Source organism: Coprococcus sp. RTP21281st1_F1_RTP21281_210402 (genome assembly GCF_040915325.1).
GTDB lineage: Bacteria > Bacillota > Clostridia > Lachnospirales > Lachnospiraceae > Coprococcus > Coprococcus aceti.
In genome coordinates, this window is sequence record NZ_JBCPDQ010000006.1 from 56,592 (window position 1) to 70,646 (window position 14,055).

The following is a 14,055-nucleotide window of genomic DNA, read 5'->3' on the forward strand; positions in this document are numbered from 1 at the left end:
GCACCAAAGAGGGAGATCTGATGGATGTTGAGATCACCATGGAGTCACTTCAGAAGGTGTTCAACACGGTTATGTATAAGTCTGAGGCTGATTACATCAACATGGTAGTCATAGATGTGACCAAGCAGAAGGAGACTGAGGAGAAGCTCAGCAAGGCCATCGTGGATGCGAATGCAGCATACAAGACACAGGCCGAGTTCCTTGCAAACATGAGCCACGAGATAAGAACACCTATAAACGGTATTCTCGGTATGCTCCAGCTCACACTTATGGCTGAGGATCTTCAGGCTGATTACAGAGATAACCTTATCACAGCTAAGAACTGTGCAGACACACTGCTCAGACTTATCAATGATATTCTTGATATAAGCAAGCTTGAGGCTGGTAAGTACAAGATCAAGGAAGAGACATTTGACATCAGGACTGCCATTGAGGACACAGTTGCTGCACAGGTTCCGATCGCAACCAACAAGGGACTGCAGCTCGACTGTTCATTTGGAAGCAATATTCCAAAGCTTGTCCGCGGTGATGGACAGAGAATCCAGCAGGTTCTCAACTGCCTGCTTTCAAATGCTATCAAGTTTACATCCGAGGGAAGCGTAAGAGTTAAGATAGCATCCATGGATGATGGGGACAACAAGATTAAGATCAGAATGGCAGTTGCAGATACCGGTATAGGTATCTCAGAGGCTAACATGAGCAAGCTGTTCATAAGATTCAGCCAGGTAGATGCATCAGATACAAGAAAGTACGGTGGTTCAGGTCTGGGACTTGTCATCACCAAGCAGATCGTTGAGCTGATGGGTGGTAACATCACAGTTCAGAGTAAGGAAGATATAGGTTCAACATTTATTGTTGAGATACCTCTCAAGGTCATCAAGGCTGCGGATGCGGCAGATGAGTTTCTCAAGGAGAAGGAGGAGCCAGCGGTATTCTCCATCAATGCACACAGCAAGGCAAGGATACTTGTTGCAGAGGATGAGCCGGTCAACCAGCAGGTTATCGGTAAGCTTCTCGGTATGGCAGGATTCTCATACGATATAGCTGAGAATGGCCAGAAGGCTGTTGAACTGTTCAAGACCAAGATATATGATGCGGCACTGTTTGACGTACAGATGCCAGTTATGGACGGTATAGCAGCTACACAGGAGATCAGGGAGATAGAGCGCAAGGAGAAGAGAAAGAGACTTCCGATCATTGCGGTTACGGCGAGAGCCATGTTCGGTGACAAGGAGAGGATCCTTGAGAACCAGCTTGATGATTATATCGCAAAGCCTTATAATCTCAATGATGTGGTTGATACACTGAATAAGTACATAGACGACTGATGTGAAAGGTCATAAGTATACATGACATAGTGAGAAACAAAGTCAAATTAAAAATCGGGGATTATGGAATCAACACCCATATTCCCGGTTTTTTTAGTTTTACATGGATATATTAAGGCAGATAAAGAAAGATCTATATTACATGGAGGTATATGATATGTCAGATTTTTTCCAGGATGTGTTCAACAAGACCAAGAAGTTTGCAAATAATGCGGTGGATGAGACGAAGGACGCAGCGCAGAAGGCAAAGCTCAACAACAAGATATCAAATGAGGTGCAGATGATCGACAGGAACATGGTCGAGATTGGCAAGTATTTCTACGAGCAGAACAAGGAGAATCCACCTCAGGAGCTGCTCCAGTATTTCAACAATGTAAAGGTTCTTCAGGACAGTATAGCCATAAGCAGGAGCGAGATACAGAACATTGATAATGCCATGGCGGCAAGGAAGCAGGCTGATATGAATCCTAATCAGAGTCCTAACCAGAACTATAACCGGAACCCAAATAACAATCAGAACATGGGAAATGGACAATTTTAGTAAAAAAAATTATATATACATGCTGTAAAATCAGAAGCCCGTTCGTAACAGGACGGGCTTTTTGTATATTGAAATTGGGCAATATACAGCCTGTATATAGCCGCAATTTATAAAATTTTCTTTATGAAATCCCCCCTTTACAAAGGCTGAGAGAGGGTGTAAGGTGTGCTTACAACTCAGAGAGAAGGGAGGACAGAGATCATATATTATGTAATACCATTGATCGCAACTGTGAGCATGGCGGTGGTATCGGACTTCAGAGACTGGAGGATTCCGAACAGGCTTATCGCAGTTGGCATGATACAGGGATTCCTGATGTCGGCAGTTGTCAGAGGACCGTGTGATGGACTTCTGAGCAGTGTGGCAGGCTGTGTTATTCCTGTGGTGATCTTGTTTGTATTATTTCACAAAAAAGCCTTGGGGGCAGGTGATATCAAGCTGCTGGCGACGGCTGGCACATTTGTAGGAACCGATGTGATCCGGGTGATTGTTTACTCCTTTTTGGCCGGAGGAGTTATATCTTTATTTTTTCTTTTAAAAGAAGTTTTAATGTCAGTTACGAATCGTAAAGAAATTTCAACAAAACAATTTTATAGGAATCTGATGAAGTCCAGGGTACATTTCTCTGCTGCCATAATGGGCGGAGTCATGTATTACGTGTGCACTACAGAGTGGAGGTGACAAAATTCAGCAGTACAAGATTGGAATACTGGATGGTGACAGGGCTTACATGATAAGTCTTATGAACCATATCAATTCGGACAGGGACAATCCGCTGTTTGCGCTTGCATTTTCATCGGAGGGAGAACTGTATGGGTATCTTGAGACTAAGACTCTGGATGTTCTGCTGATGGATGAGAATATTCCTCTGGATGAGAGCAAAGTGCCGGTGGCCTGCCGGATGATATTTATGACGAGGGATAGAGTCGATGGATCAGAAGAGATCAGCCATAACAGGATATTCAAATATTCCAGGGTACGGAACATTTCTTCAGAGATCCTCAGATATATGAATATAGACGATACGGACCGCAGAAGAAAGCTGTTCAGGTCGTATGCAGTTATATCACCCATAGGGAGGTGTGGTAAGACAAACCTTGCGGTCAGCCTGTGCATGAATGATGAGGTGCGGGGCGGCCTGTATGTGGGCATGGAGGAGTACAGTGCATTTCACGACCATGAGGACGTTCTGGCGAATGTGATATATCTGGTGAAACAGAGGTCACCGGATCTGACCGGATATATGGAGCAAAATATCGTGGAGCTTGAGGAATACAGCGTGCTTGGATATCTGGGATCGTACATAGATGCACTGGAGCTGGACACGGAGGATATGGTGTGGCTCATAGACGAGTTCCGCAGATGGGGCAGATATACAACGGTTGTGTTTGATATGGGACAGGCGGTTCTCAAGGATCTGGCGATACTTGGGGCATTTGACGAGATAATGGTTCCTGAGCTTAAGGATGAATTGTCCCAGGACAAGCTTGGGATGTTCGAGAGGGTTCTGGAGAGAAGGGAGCTCGGCAAGATTGCTCGGAGGCTGCACAGGTTGAACGTGCCGCTGGCGGTTCCGGGAAGTGCGGAGATGCTGAGATTTATAGAAAGTGAAATAGGAAGCAGAAGATGAAACAGGATGACAGACAGTTGATACGAAGCAAGGTCATGCAGAGTATAGATATGTCGGGTGACATAGGAGATGAGCAGGTCAGCGATATGATCGACAGGTGTATTCTCGAATCTGAGTCCGGGAATGTGCTGAGCGTGAGGGATAAGCTTGCGCTGAAGAAGGAACTGTTCAACAGTCTGAGGAGGCTTGATATATTGTCAGAGCTTCTCGACGATGAAGCGGTGACTGAGATAATGATAAATGGCTGCAGCAATATATTTGTCGAGCGGGCAGGAAGGATGTACAGGTATGACAAGGCATTTGAGAGCGAGGAACGGCTCAAGACCATAATCCAGAGCATCGTAGCGGAGTGCAACAGGATAGTAAATGAGGCATCGCCGATAGTGGATGCAAGGCTTAAGGATGGTTCGAGAGTGAATGTGGTGCTGCCGCCGGTGAGCCTGAGCGGCAGCGTGATGACCATAAGAAAGTTTCCGAAGGACAAGATGACCATGGACAAGCTGGTGGAGATCGGATCAGTCACCATGGAGGTTGCTGATTTCCTGAAGAATCTGGTCGTGGCGGGCTACAACATAATCATCTCGGGAGGAACCGGCGCGGGCAAGACGACATTTCTGAATGCCCTGTCAGGGTATATACCGGCGGATGAGAGAATTGTTACGATAGAGGATTCGGCGGAGCTTCAGCTTGCGGGCATCGACAATCTGGTGAGCCTTGAGGCGAGAAGTGCAAATGTCGAGGGCGAAAATGCGGTGAGCATAAGGGATCTTATCAAGACGAGCCTTAGAATGAGACCTTCACGGATAATAGTGGGTGAGGTCAGGGATGCGGCGGCGATAGATATGCTTACAGCCATGAACACAGGACACGATGGAAGCCTGTCAACAGGACATGCAAACTCTGCCCGGGACATGCTGACGAGGCTTGAGACCATGGTTCTGATGGGTGCGGATATGCCTGTTCTGGCGATAAGGCAGCAGATAGCGTCGGCGGTGGACATAGTTGTCCAGCTTGGAAGACTGAGGGACAGATCCCGAAGATGTATAGAGATAAGCGAGGTCACAGGACTGGAAGGAGGTGAATTTGTCATGAATAAATTGTATGAATTTCATGAGAGCAATATGGGAAAGGACAGGGGGCGAGTGGAAGGAATGCTTAGAAAGATAAATGATCTTCATAACACATCAAAGCTCGTGGCGGCTGGACTTATAAGCGTTAATGAGAGCAGTGATTCAAGGAGGGATGTGTGCTGAGACAGGGTATAGATTATGATTCTTATAAACTAAGTGTCAGGGAAATCGTAACCGGTATCGCTGTGTATTCAGTCATAGCGGTGATGGTGTCGGTGCTCTTCTTTGACAGTCTTATACCGTGCCTGGTGTTCACGCCGGGGATTCTGGTATTTCTCAGGAAAATTGCCGATGGTAAATGCCGGCAGAGAAAGAATAAACTTAATAATGAATTTAAGGAAATGCTGCTGTCCCTGTCCGCAAATATGGCGGCGGGATATTCATTGGAAAAAGCGTTTGTTCCAGCTTGTCACGAGTTGGACGGAATGTATCAGGGGAAATCTTATATCAGACAGGAAATGCTGCTCATAATAAACGGCCTTGAGATGAGCTCTGATGTTGAAAGTCTTTTGAGGGATATGGCGGACAGGTCAGGACTTCAGGATGTGAAGGAATTTGCTCATGTGGTCGCAGTTGCAAAGGGCTCCGGGGGAAATCTCATCAGGATGATGAAGAAGATGGTTGAAAATATTGACAGGCGTCTGGAAGTGGAGGAAGAGATAGACACGATGATAACGTCAAAACGGCTGGAGCAGAATATCATGTCTGCCATGCCATTTGTCATCATTCTGTATCTGAGGGTGTGTAATCCTGGATATATGGATGCGCTGTATGGCAATGCTCTGGGGATAGCTGCCATGAGTGCGTGTCTGGTGATCACGGCGGCGACGGTGATATGGGGCAGAAAGATCACAGATATACATATGTGAAAGGATGATGGATATGCTGAAAAGGGCTGCGGGAAAAATATACGGCTGGATAGAACCGCATATGGACAATGACAAGATGCTCACGAAGATAAAGAGGGTATACATATGTACGGATGCCGCGGCGAGGGATAAATGTGCGGAGATGTACACAGACATTATTGCGAAGATCCTGCTGACGCTTTTGGTGACATGTATTCTTGCGGTGATCCTTGTGGCAAAGGAAGCATTTGCGCCTCATCAGGTGGTGCTCACCAGAGATGGGTACGGAGGGGATGTGTCCACCGTCACTCTGGAGACTGACATAGATGGAGAAAAGACTGATTTTGATGTGGATGTCATGCCGCTGGAATATGATCCTGACGATATGGAAGCAGTGTTTGAGCAGGGATTTGGTGAGATTGAAGACCTGTATCTTGGGGAAAATGAATCCCCCGACGAAGTGATATATGATCTGGAGCTTGTGGATCACCTGGATGCGCTCGGACTCGATGTGCAGTGGATAAGCGAGGACAACGAGCTGGTGTCGTCCGATGGACGTATCGGCGATATAGCGGAGGGAGAAGACAGAATAGTGTCCATCACGGCTGTTCTTACATACAGGGAGCTGAGCGCGGAGAGAACATATCAGATACGCGTGTGCGGAAGGGAAGAGACAGGCAGGGAAAAGGCTCTGAAGGATATAAGGGAAGGCATCAGGGAGATACAGGCGGGAAGTGGAGATTCGAGCGAGGTGGCGCTGCCGGAGCAGATAAACGGATATGCGGTCAGGCCCACCTCGGGAGGCGGAAGCGGTCTTATGATACTGTTTCTCGGTGGTTTCGCAGCCATTTGTATATGGGGTGGAAACAGGTCGAAGATCCAGGGAATGGAAAAAAAGAGATCCGACGAGCTCATGTCGGAGTACCCGGAGCTTGTGGATAAGCTGACGCTCTATCTTGGAGCAGGAGTCACGGTCAGAGGTGCATTTGCAAGGATAGTGAAGAGTGGCAGGGAAGATTGTGCCGGTACGGATCAGGGCGGGAGTGTTCTGACCAGGGAACTGATTTATACGCTAAATGAGATCCAGGCAGGAGTATCCGAGAGTGAGGCTTACTACAACATGGGGCACAGGATAAATCTGCCGATGTATATAAAGCTCATGTCGCTTTTGTCACAGAATGTGAAGAAAGGCACGAGAGATATATTGATCATGATGGCGGGCGAGGAGCAGAACGCAATGCAGACCAGAAAGGAGATGGCGAAGAGAAAGGGGGAGGAAGCCGGGACAAAGCTGCTTCTTCCGATGGTGGTTCTGCTGGGAGTGGTCATGGTAATAGTCATGCTGCCCGCAATAATAAATTTTTAAGATAATAAGTTTTAAGGAGGAAAAATGTATGAAGAGATGGGAAGATTTTATGGAAGATGAGTCAGGTATGGGAGTGGTCGAAATAATCCTTATAATGGTGGTCTTGATCGCGATGTGCGTCATATTCAAGCAGCAGATAACTTCTCTGGTGAACAACATATGGAACTCGATCAACAAGAGTGCAAAGAAGATATATTAAGGGGGAGCTGTATGAGAAATCAGGGACATGTAACGGTTTTTCTGAGTATAATCCTGATCTCCATGCTGCTTCTGGGGCTCTCCGTGCTTGAGATGGCGCGGATAAGAATGGGCAGTGCCAAGGCCGCAATGGCGGCCGAGGGCGCAGCCTGTGATGTGAAGGCGGCGTACGACAAGGAGTTGTTTGAGGAGTATCATCTGCTGGCGGTCGACAGCACATTTGGCGGACACGGTGAGGGAAAGCTTGAGCAGATGGCGCAGGATTATCTGGAATATACTCTGGAAAATGGTCAGGGCGACAATATGAGCGTTGAAGATGTGGCGCTGGCAGAGTGCAGGGGACTTCTGGAGAATGACTGCGAGAATATGAAGCTGCAGATAACCGACCATATGAAGGTGTACATGGAGGAGAAGGGAATAGAAGACATTCTTGAGATGATAACATCCGGGGATAAGGCCATGGAGGATGCTTCTGGAGCTGTGGAAAATGGTAAGAATGAGTCGAATCAGGATGAGAGCAGTTGGAGCGGTACGGATCCTAGAAAAGCGCTGAAAAGCATCCTGACAGGTGGACTTCTGAATGTTGTCACGCCATCCGGGCGGGTGGTGTCAGATCAGGCATACGATCTGGATGGCTTTCCGTCAGACGGACAGGCGGAGGATACGAGACAGTGGGAGGACATAGAATTTGACGATCTGGATAAATTCCAGAGGCAGCTCATGTTGGATGGAGAGAGATCACAGACCGGAATAGTGGATGACATATATGGTGTCGGGTATGCACTGGCGAATTTCAATACATTTACTGACAGGAAACAGGACAGACCATTTGAGTGTGAGGTGGAATACATTATCGCCGGAAAGGATAATGACCATGACAATCTGCAGGGGGTCGTGAACAGGATAGTGCTTCACAGACTGCCGCTCAATCTGGCATATCTGCTCTCAGACAGCGCAAAGATGGCCGAAGTGTCATCCATAGCTGCGGTGCTGGCTCTTGTGCCGGGGGTCACCTATGGGGCGGCGAAATATCTGCTGCTCGGATGCTGGGCTTATGCTGAGACAATTGTTGATATAAGGCTGCTGCTTGACGGCAAAAGCGTTCAGTTTATGAAGACAGACGAATACTGGGTGACGGACATCAACAATCTTGACAAGCTGATGAATCTGGATTCCGTGGACTATGAAGGCGTGGATGCTGTGAGCTACAGGGATTATCTGGCGATACTTCTGATAGAGAATAAAGGAGGCATGTATTACAGGATGGCGGATCTTATACAGCTTAATTTCAGACAGACGGATGAGTCGTTTGAGATGAAGAATATGATGTATTCTCTGACATTTGATGTTGAGGTCAGTCAGGACAGGAAATTTGCATCGTTTATAGAAGATCACGAGGGCGTATCGAAGATAGATGACGGACTGTACAGGTACAGCTTCAGGCAGTGTGTGAGTTATTGAGATATGAAAATATCCTGAAGGGGGGTGTTATATGTTCTCTTGTTGTATGTTGAAAAGTAAATATATGAAAGATAAATCGCCTCTCCAAGCGCATATTACTATAGATTTTGTTCGGATCAGGTATGGCAGGAGAATATATAAGACAGCTCCTTTGGGATGTGACCGTGGTAGTGCCAGTGTGGAGGCATCGTTGGTGCTGCCAGTGTTTATATTTGCCATGCTGACTGTGTTTGCCATGGCCGGATGTATACGGACACGGACTGTGATATATGAGGGCTTACATGAGACGGCTGCGTATCTTGCGGAATACAGCTATGCGTATGAGCTAGCCGAAAAGGGCGCGGACATGGGGCCGTATGCTGAAGGTATGGCAGATGGTGTGTCGCTCGTGCTGGCGAACAGGAAGATCAGGGAGTACATAGATGACAAAGGCACGGTGAACACATATGTCGACGGCGGAATGTCCGGGGTTAAGGTGATAAATGCAGAGCTGTCGGATGACGGATTTGTGTGCCTCAAGGTCAGATATATGCTGAAGATCAATCTGCCATTTGCCGGAGGATCTACCGTGGGGTGCGTGGACAGGATAAGACAGAGGGCGTACCTGGGATATGACAGGTCGCAGGATGATGACGATGATGATGAGTATGTGTATGTGGCTGAGAATGGTTCGGTGTACCACAACTCGCGGAGCTGTTACCATATCAGGATATCTGTGAGAAGCGTGAGTGGGGAGGTTCTGGATGACAGATATTCCGGGCTTTCGGCGTGCAGGATCTGTGGAAGATATAAAAGCAATGGTGTGATCTATGTCACTGAACAGGGAGACAAATATCACTATTCGCTGGGCTGCTCCGGCTTGAAGCGGACGATATACAGAAAGAAAAAGTCAGAGTGCGGGGGACTTCCTCAGTGCTCTGAGTGCGGGAAAAGATAGGAGAAGAGAAGAAAAGACAGGAGGAGTCAGATATATGGATGACAATGGATCTATAGTTCTGGAGATGTGCCTGATAACACCGATACTTGTGTGTGCCGTGTTTGTGGTGATGAACATGTTGTTTATAGCGTTTAACCATGCGGCGGCATCGGGGGAGGCATATCTGGTACTGTACAACCGAGAGGAATACAGGATCAATGAGAGTGGTGAGGGGGATACGGACAGTGCAGAGAAAGCGATGTCCACAAATGTATCCGAGACCGTGATATGTGCCGATGGTGTGAATGCGGAAATGGCCATGAATGGGAAGAATCTGGTTGCGGAGATAACTTACAGAGAGTCATTTCCGGGGATACAGATATTGATAGATGACGGCAGATGTGACAGAAAGACTGCGGCCAGACAGGAGATAAGGGATGTAGGAAATGAACTTAGGAGGTGGCAGGAATATGGTAAGTTATTGCCAGGTAGAGGGAATTAACACTTTTTTTGTGGTGGAGGTCAGTGCAGCAGCCATAAATTCCTATGAGACGGACATGCTGTACAATAATTTTGTCGAGGGAATAATACAGCCGGAATTCAGGGCCATCAACGGAGATATGTTCATATACTGCAAAATAAATGGCATGAAGAGCCTGGACGATATATCTGACAGGGGGATAATGTCCATGGAGCAGGCTGTTGCTCTCATAAGATCGTTGTGCAGTGTGGTCATGGAGACGGGAGAATACATGCTTGAGCCGGACAATCTTCTGATAGAATCCGACAAGATATTTTACTCGGATGCAGAGAAGAGTTTCAGATACGTGTATGTGCCGGGACAGGGAACGGATGTCAGAATGGGAATAAAGAATCTTGTGGAGAAGATCATAAAGAGGGTAGATCACAGGGACACTGAGCTTGTGGATTTTATGTATGAGATATATGACATGGTGGTGTCGGCAAATTATGACATGGAGCGGATGCAGAAATATGTGGATGAGGTCTCTGCCCGTGAGCAGGAAAAATGCTGCTCCGGCAATAGAAAAAGAAATGTGGAATCTTTGGCTGCGGCCCGTGAGCAGGAGCTTTTGATGGATGAGGTGTTCGGAACGGATCAAAGCAGTGCGGCGGCGTTGACGATACCGACAACGGAGAAAAACAAATATGATAGGATATTTTTCATACTCATAGGATTTACTGTGGCGGCATTTACGGGAATAGCGGCTGTTCAATTTTATATACAGGGGCATGCGGCGGATGTGAGATTTATAATGCTGGCACTCATCGTGCTGTCCGTGGAGTTATTTGTCTATGTGGAGATGAAGAGGAAGCTGTCTGCTGCTGAGGATGAACGGCGGGGACAGGAGGGCGTGGAGTGCTCAGAGCTGCGATATGCGGAGGAAGATGAAAACAGAAGACCTAAAAAACAGAATGTTGATGCATTGGAACATGTAAGTTTGGCTGACGAAATACCTGGCGATACCACGGTGCTTGGCTCGGAGGATGACTGTACAACCCTGCTTACACAGCATAATCTCGATGGCAGAGAGTCCGCACAGGAGCAGAGACTGTCTGTGAGACTGATCGAAGACGGAGGCATTGTGGCTACTGAATTTCCGGTGACGCCGGAGGGAGTTGTATTGGGGCGGGACAGACGACAGGCGGATCAGGTTATAGAGGATATCAGCGTCAGTAGAAGGCACATAAGGATATACGAGGATGCAGAGAAGATCTATGTCGAAGATCTTGATTCCACAAATGGAACTGTCATAAATGGGATCAGGCTTCCGGCGGGCAGGAGCTGGCAGCTTGCGGACAGAGATGTTCTGTGTATAGGCACCAGGCAATACCATATTCAAATATTGCTTATCTGATTGATATAAAATGTAAATTCAGATATAATAGTCTGTGTGAGTTTTATGATACAAAGGTAGGTATTGGTGATGTCGTATGTAGCTTTATATAGAAAATGGAGACCTGATACTTTTGATGAGGTAAAGGGGCAGGATCATATAGTTACCACTCTTAGAAACCAGATTAAGAATGATAGACTTGGTCATGCCTTTTTATTTTGCGGTACGAGAGGAACAGGTAAGACTTCGATCGCCAAGATATTTGCCAAGGCATGTAACTGTGAGCATCCGGTGGACGGAAGCCCATGTAATGAATGTGCAAGCTGCAGAGCCATATCGGATGGATCATCGCTTAATGTCATTGAGATAGATGCGGCCTCCAACAATGGTGTTGACAATATAAGGCAGATAAGGGAGGAGGTAGCATATCCTCCTACTGAGGGCAAGTATAAGGTATACATCATAGATGAGGTTCATATGTTGTCCCCGGGAGCGTTCAACGCTCTGTTAAAGACTCTCGAGGAGCCGCCATCATATGTAATATTCATACTGGCTACCACGGAGTCCCACAAGATACCTATAACCATATCGTCAAGGTGTCAGAAGTACGACTTCAGACGTATCCCGGTGGATGTCATCTCGGATCGACTGGAGGAGCTTATGAACAGGGAGGGACTTGATGCGGATAAGAAGGCGATAGATTATATCGCAAAATCCGGCGATGGTTCCATGAGAGATGCCTTATCTATTCTGGATCAGTGCGTTGCATTCAATCTCGGACAGAAGCTTACATATGATAATGTGCTTGAGACCATAGGAGCTGTGGACATAGATACATTTGCAAGACTTCTGGAGTGCGTGCTGGAATCTGATGTTGAACATGCCATAGATGTGGTTGACGAAGTTGTGTGGCAGGGACGTGAGCTTGGCCGTTTCGTAAATGAATTTACATGGTTTCTCAGGAATATACTCGTTGTCAAGCTGTCCTCGGCGGAGGGCGACAGATTGGATATGACCAAGGAGAATCTGGAACGCATAAGAGAGATATCCGGTCATATGGAGGAGAGCACAATAGTAAGATATATAAACGTGTTCTCGGATACAGCCGCCAGCATCAAGTATTCCTCACAGAAGAGGATAGTGCTTGAGATGGCTGTCATAAAGCTGTGCAGACCACAGATGGAGGTTGATACCACAAGTCTGATCGAGAGGGTAAGGATGCTTGAGAAGAAGCTTGATGACCTTGAGGCAAATGGCATACAGGCTGCGCCGGTTCAAAGTGCTGCCCCCGTAAGCCCGGCTGACGATGTGATAGATCAGAAGGGCATGAAGGAATATCAGGACAAGCTGGCAAATGAGCTTCCAAAGGCAGAGTTCGAGGATCTGCAGAGAGCTGCGGAGAACTGGAATGATATACTGGAGAAGCTGTCGGTTCCTGCGAGAAGATATCTCAAGAGAAATGATGCTGATCCGGCCATAAGGACGAAGCTCATACTGTCTGATGATCACAGAAGACTTCTGCTCATGATCCCGCTGACGGATGACGATATGCCGAAGTTATACTTTGACAAGCCTGAGAATGTGGAGCATGTGAAGAGTGTGATCGAGGAATATCTTGGAAGAGAGATTGAATTTGAGATACTTTGTACAAGGAATTCCCACAGTGATAATGGAAGGCTTGAGACGGAGAATATACTGAACCTGAACAAGATCAACTTTCCAATAGATAAGAAATGATGATATCATATTATAAATTATTTAATCAGAATAAGGAGGACTATTGTAATGGCTAAGAGAGGCGGTTTCCCAGGAGGTATGATGCCTGGTAATATGAACAATCTTATGAAGCAGGCACAGAAGATGCAGAAGCAGATGGAGGAGACAACTAAGACACTTGAGGATAAGGTGTATGAGTCATCTGTAGGTGGAGGAGTTGTCACTGCAAAGGTGTCAGGTAAGAAGGAACTCATGGAGATCAAGCTTGATCCTGAGGTTGTTGATCCTGATGATATAGAGACACTTGAGGATCTTATCATATCGGCTGTGAACGAGGCACTGAGAGCACAGGAGGATGACTACAATAGCAGTATGGGCAAGATCTCAGGTGGAATGGGACTTGGAGGATTGCCGTTCTAATGGAAGTTTATGGAGGAGAAGTAAACAGACTTATAGAAGAGCTGGGAAGACTCCCGGGAATAGGCTCCAAGACGGCTCAGAGACTGGCGTTTCACATAATCAGTATGCCTGAGGAGAGGGCGCTGGCGTTATCCGATGCCATTGTGAATGCAAAGAAGAACATAAAATACTGCAGTTGTTGCTATACGATAACTGACAGGGAGGTATGTCCTATATGCAGTTCACCAAATAGGAATCACAAGGTGATAATGGTGGTGGAGACCCCGAGGGATCTGGCGGCATATGAGAGAACAGGACAGTTTGATGGCGTTTATCATGTGCTCCACGGAGTTATAAATCCTGCCCTGGGTATCGGCCCGGCGGATATCAGGATATCCGAGCTCATGAGAAGGCTTCAGAATGAAGATGTGGATGAGCTCATAATCGCTACAGGTTCAGGCCCGGAGGGTGAGGCGACTGCGATGTATATATCAAAGCTTGTGAAGCCGGCCGGTATCAAGGTCAGCCGTATAGCAAGCGGTGTGCCTGTAGGCGGAGATCTGGAGTGTATAGATGAGGTTACGCTTCTGAGGGCTCTTGAGGGAAGAGTATACTTATAATGTATACAGACAGTCTGTGTACATAAGAAAAATAAAAGAAAGAGGT

At 47.0% G+C, this 14,055-nt stretch carries 15 protein-coding genes; all 15 read left to right on the plus strand.

Features of this window, described 5'->3' with window-relative positions:
- Nucleotides 1-1,328: ATP-binding protein (locus tag AB5150_RS09720; RefSeq protein ID WP_368291752.1), on the plus strand; the 1,328-nt coding region annotated here is incomplete at its 5' end.
- Nucleotides 1,329-1,485: 157 nt separating this feature from the next.
- Nucleotides 1,486-1,869, plus strand: a complete 384-nt coding sequence (locus tag AB5150_RS09725; RefSeq protein ID WP_055271950.1) for a hypothetical protein — start codon at nucleotides 1,486-1,488, stop codon at nucleotides 1,867-1,869.
- A 165-nt stretch (nucleotides 1,870-2,034) separates the two neighbouring features.
- Nucleotides 2,035-2,550 carry a prepilin peptidase gene (locus AB5150_RS09730; protein WP_022217516.1) on the plus strand — a complete coding sequence of 172 codons (516 nt, stop codon included), beginning with the start codon at nucleotides 2,035-2,037 and terminating at the stop codon, nucleotides 2,548-2,550.
- A gap of 4 nt (nucleotides 2,551-2,554) precedes the next feature.
- Nucleotides 2,555-3,499, plus strand: coding sequence for a hypothetical protein (locus AB5150_RS09735; protein WP_330410625.1), 945 nt, complete (start codon nucleotides 2,555-2,557; stop codon nucleotides 3,497-3,499).
- Nucleotides 3,496-4,752 (plus strand): CpaF family protein, encoded by a 1,257-nt coding sequence (locus tag AB5150_RS09740; protein WP_015534293.1) that lies wholly within the window; start codon nucleotides 3,496-3,498, stop codon nucleotides 4,750-4,752. The genes AB5150_RS09735 and AB5150_RS09740 overlap by 4 nt, the downstream gene beginning before the upstream one ends.
- Nucleotides 4,746-5,498: a type II secretion system F family protein gene (locus AB5150_RS09745; RefSeq protein WP_055271948.1), complete on the plus strand. Its 753-nt coding sequence runs from the start codon at nucleotides 4,746-4,748 to the stop codon at nucleotides 5,496-5,498. Before AB5150_RS09740 ends, AB5150_RS09745 begins: the two co-directional genes overlap by 7 nt.
- A 13-nt stretch (nucleotides 5,499-5,511) precedes the next feature.
- The gene (locus AB5150_RS09750) at nucleotides 5,512-6,843 is read left to right on the plus strand and encodes an immunoglobulin-like domain-containing protein (RefSeq protein WP_015534292.1); all 1,332 of its coding nucleotides are present in this window, start codon (nucleotides 5,512-5,514) and stop codon (nucleotides 6,841-6,843) included.
- A gap of 28 nt (nucleotides 6,844-6,871) precedes the next feature.
- Nucleotides 6,872-7,042, plus strand: a complete 171-nt coding sequence (locus tag AB5150_RS09755; RefSeq protein ID WP_015534291.1) for a Flp1 family type IVb pilin — start codon at nucleotides 6,872-6,874, stop codon at nucleotides 7,040-7,042.
- 11 nt (nucleotides 7,043-7,053) lie between these two features.
- A complete protein-coding gene (locus AB5150_RS09760; RefSeq protein WP_015534290.1) occupies nucleotides 7,054-8,502 on the plus strand; it encodes a DUF5702 domain-containing protein in 1,449 nt (482 codons plus the stop codon).
- A 193-nt stretch (nucleotides 8,503-8,695) separates the two neighbouring features.
- A complete protein-coding gene (locus AB5150_RS09765; RefSeq protein WP_055146220.1) occupies nucleotides 8,696-9,439 on the plus strand; it encodes a hypothetical protein in 744 nt (247 codons plus the stop codon).
- Nucleotides 9,440-9,473: 34 nt separating this feature from the next.
- Nucleotides 9,474-9,920 carry a hypothetical protein gene (locus AB5150_RS09770; protein WP_015534289.1) on the plus strand — a complete coding sequence of 149 codons (447 nt, stop codon included), beginning with the start codon at nucleotides 9,474-9,476 and terminating at the stop codon, nucleotides 9,918-9,920.
- Nucleotides 9,889-11,295: a DUF6382 domain-containing protein gene (locus AB5150_RS09775; protein ID WP_022217522.1), complete on the plus strand. Its 1,407-nt coding sequence runs from the start codon at nucleotides 9,889-9,891 to the stop codon at nucleotides 11,293-11,295. Before AB5150_RS09770 ends, AB5150_RS09775 begins: the two co-directional genes overlap by 32 nt.
- Nucleotides 11,296-11,364: 69 nt before the next feature.
- Nucleotides 11,365-13,011, plus strand: coding sequence for a DNA polymerase III subunit gamma/tau (dnaX, locus tag AB5150_RS09780; protein ID WP_055280322.1), 1,647 nt, complete (start codon nucleotides 11,365-11,367; stop codon nucleotides 13,009-13,011).
- Nucleotides 13,012-13,059: 48 nt separating this feature from the next.
- Entirely contained in the window at nucleotides 13,060-13,410 is a 351-nt protein-coding gene (locus AB5150_RS09785) for a YbaB/EbfC family nucleoid-associated protein (RefSeq protein WP_015534286.1), read from the plus strand.
- A complete protein-coding gene (recR, locus tag AB5150_RS09790) occupies nucleotides 13,410-14,009 on the plus strand; it encodes a recombination mediator RecR (RefSeq protein ID WP_022217523.1) in 600 nt (199 codons plus the stop codon). Before AB5150_RS09785 ends, recR begins: the two co-directional genes overlap by 1 nt.
- Nucleotides 14,010-14,055: the final 46 nt, after the last annotated feature.

Coding starts and splice junctions, on each gene's coding strand:
- AB5150_RS09760 (WP_015534290.1), top strand. CDS start 7,054: ATGAGAAATCAGGGACATGTAACGGTTTTTCTGAGTATAATCCTGATC.
- recR (WP_022217523.1), top strand. CDS start 13,410: ATGGAAGTTTATGGAGGAGAAGTAAACAGACTTATAGAAGAGCTGGGA.
- AB5150_RS09755 (WP_015534291.1), top strand. CDS start 6,872: ATGAAGAGATGGGAAGATTTTATGGAAGATGAGTCAGGTATGGGAGTG.
- AB5150_RS09740 (WP_015534293.1), top strand. CDS start 3,496: ATGAAACAGGATGACAGACAGTTGATACGAAGCAAGGTCATGCAGAGT.
- AB5150_RS09725 (WP_055271950.1), top strand. CDS start 1,486: ATGTCAGATTTTTTCCAGGATGTGTTCAACAAGACCAAGAAGTTTGCA.
- dnaX (WP_055280322.1), top strand. CDS start 11,365: ATGTCGTATGTAGCTTTATATAGAAAATGGAGACCTGATACTTTTGAT.
- AB5150_RS09785 (WP_015534286.1), top strand. CDS start 13,060: ATGGCTAAGAGAGGCGGTTTCCCAGGAGGTATGATGCCTGGTAATATG.
- AB5150_RS09750 (WP_015534292.1), top strand. CDS start 5,512: ATGCTGAAAAGGGCTGCGGGAAAAATATACGGCTGGATAGAACCGCAT.
- AB5150_RS09770 (WP_015534289.1), top strand. CDS start 9,474: ATGGATGACAATGGATCTATAGTTCTGGAGATGTGCCTGATAACACCG.
- AB5150_RS09775 (WP_022217522.1), top strand. CDS start 9,889: ATGGTAAGTTATTGCCAGGTAGAGGGAATTAACACTTTTTTTGTGGTG.